This window comes from Phocaeicola sp. RTP21198st1_B8_RTP21198_201120, from assembly GCF_040929485.1.
In the GTDB taxonomy this organism is placed as follows: Bacteria; Bacteroidota; Bacteroidia; order Bacteroidales; family Bacteroidaceae; genus Phocaeicola; species Phocaeicola dorei.
The window spans coordinates 1-2,419 of sequence record NZ_JBCOCI010000202.1 but is presented as its reverse complement, the minus strand read 5'-3'; the positions used below and the strand labels follow the sequence as shown (position 1 = coordinate 2,419).

General features: G+C 44.5%; 1 protein-coding gene and 1 pseudogene. Both read right to left on the bottom strand.

Annotated features, from left to right (window positions below; all coding sequences use genetic code 11):
• A pseudogene (locus tag AB5935_RS24475) lies at window positions 1–186 on the bottom strand (conjugal transfer protein TraG); the annotation flags it as partial.
• On the bottom strand, window positions 122–1,774 hold the full coding sequence (ltrA, locus tag AB5935_RS24470; RefSeq protein ID WP_070612981.1) for a group II intron reverse transcriptase/maturase: 1,653 nt from the start codon (window positions 1,772–1,774) through the stop codon (window positions 122–124). The pseudogene AB5935_RS24475 and the gene ltrA, both read right to left, overlap by 65 nt.
• Window positions 1,775–2,419 lie beyond the last annotated feature (645 nt).

The following is a 2,419-nucleotide window of genomic DNA, read 5'->3' as shown; positions in this document are numbered from 1 at the left end:
ATCGGGTAAGTCAAGGGCATTACTGCCCCTTTCTCCCCTAAGAACCGTACGTGAGAGTTTCCCCTCATACGGCTCAAGCAACTCAATATTTCTATTTGTTGTTAGAAATCGGCTCATACTTTCAACAGTTTCGTTTATTTCGCTTGTAGCAGTTGTTATGGACAAGTTGCCGTACAATTGAACCACCAACAGATATTTCATTGACGTTCCATGCTTTTGTACAATCTATCTCCTTGCCGCATAACGGACAAGTCCGCTTCTGCTTGTTCCATAAATATAAGAGTGACTTACGTCCTTTGAGAGATTCCAGCATTTGTTGCTCCTTTCGCTGAAAGAAATAATCATCGTATTCCGGGTCGAAAGGGTTTGCCTCCCCCTTGACTTGCTTGTACGGAGTATAATGTATATCCGACAACCTTTTAAGGGTCAGGTAGTTCACTTTCTTGCTTTTTGTTTCATATTTCCATGCAAACGTCCATTTACGCCCCCGAATTTCATGCCAATACTTATCTGCAACCCAAGACTTGCGTTTCTTTGGGTGGCGACGTAAAGCCCATTTCTTTGTGAGGTTGTAAATGTGATTGTCGCAACCGTGAAAAGCATTGGTTGATGCACCATATCGGTAATAGTTTCCCCAACCTGTTATCACAGGATTGAGCATTCGTATCAGCGATTCCTGCTTACACATTTTATGTCCTTTAACGATGTCACTGATTTTTGCCCTAAAGCGTTTCTGTGCATCTTTGGACGGAGATGTGTACAGCCTTTTGCCGAACTTCCTTACATTGAAACCTAAGAAATCAAATCCATCGTATATGTTCGTAATGGTAGTTTTCTCTTCGGATAAGGTAAGACCCCTTTCTTTGAGAAATTCTATCACCATTGGTTTGACCTCGTTTTCCAATAATTCCTTATCTCGACCTGTGATTATAAAGTCGTCCGCATACCTGATAAGATTCACTTTGTAGTGGAATGTCTTATAGTTGATGAAACGTCTTTTGAATCTTTCAGCCAAGAGTGGTTGAAGTCCGTCAAGTGCCATATTTGCAAGTGTCGGTGATATGATACCTCCTTGTGGTGTACCCTCTTCTGTCGGGAACAGTTTACCATTGAATACAGCTCCACATTTCAGCCATTTTCTGAGTATTGTTTTATCCATAGGGATATTTTCAATAAGCCAGTCGTGACTGATGTGGTCGAAGCAACCCTTAATATCTCCCTCCAAAATCCATTCGGGGGAATGCTGGCGATTTAGAACCGTATCAATCTGACGAATTGCGTCCATTGTCCTGCGCTTCTTTCGGAAGCCGTAAGAAAAACGGTCGCCTGTCGTTTCGGCTATCGGTTCCAATGCCATGAGATATAATGCTTGCATCGCCCTGTCTTTCATGGTCGGTATTCCCAACGGTCGGAGTTTACCGTTCTTTTTCTTGATGTGAACCCTACGGAGCGGCTGTGGATGGTAGCCACGACGTCTAAGTTCACCGATTGCTTTGTACTTGCGCTTGGGAGAGTCCCAAAGCTGTTTATCTACTCCAGACGTATTCTTCCCTTTGTTGGAAGTAACCCTCTTTACTGCCAATGCCTTGGCGTAAAAAGAGTGAGTAAGCATCCACTGCAAGGTTTTCACCTTGTTATGTCTGCCTTCTTTCTGAGCCTTTACAATACGCGCTTGTAGCTTTCGGACATAGGTTTCACACTTAGACCAGTTCATACCGTCCCAAGTCAGATTCCTGCTGTCAGCAGGCGCACACGATGTTTTAATCTCGTTCATTTGCTTTCCTCCTTTTGAAAGTTCTAAAAGTTATCTTGTAAAGAGTTACCATATACGGAAGTCTGCCCACTTTCGTGTCGGATGATGTTACCCTCATTAACTCGTGATGTTGGTTCAATCCGTATCCTCCCCATTACAGGGCGGCATTCGCTTTCTCCGTTATCTCATACCTGCACCCCATTCGGCTTGCCTTGCGGTTCGCTTACTCGCATTATTACGAGAGAGATACAGGCTTGCCCTGTTCCACGCAATTGACAAACGGATAGTTTAGGTTCTGCCAAGTCCGCCGGCAGTGCTATGTCCGTGTAACCCCAACATGGGCGAGGGTTATCCGACTGCTTACCTTTTGGTGAGAGCTAAAGTATCTTGCGCTCCTTCAAACCTTACGACGGCTAAAGTCAGTTCACTTACGTTAACCATGCTATCCAGCCTCGCCACTCGACGGTATGATACTAACCGCCCTTGACGTTCCCTCACGGTTCAGTCTTGTCCTTTCGGAAAGTGTACTTTGTCCTATAAGCTTAGCACAACCCATCACTGGAGATGCACCTTATAGTAGGCTACCGCTGACGGAACAGCGGGTTAAATCTTGCAATATACATTGCTGTTTAACAATCAATTACGTGACTTTTCAGGTCACACCCA

What these genes read in the sequence shown, in the direction of transcription:
- ltrA (WP_070612981.1), bottom strand. Translation starts at nt 1,774, where the DNA reads ATGAACGAGATTAAAACATCGTGTGCGCCTGCTGACAGCAGGAATCTG.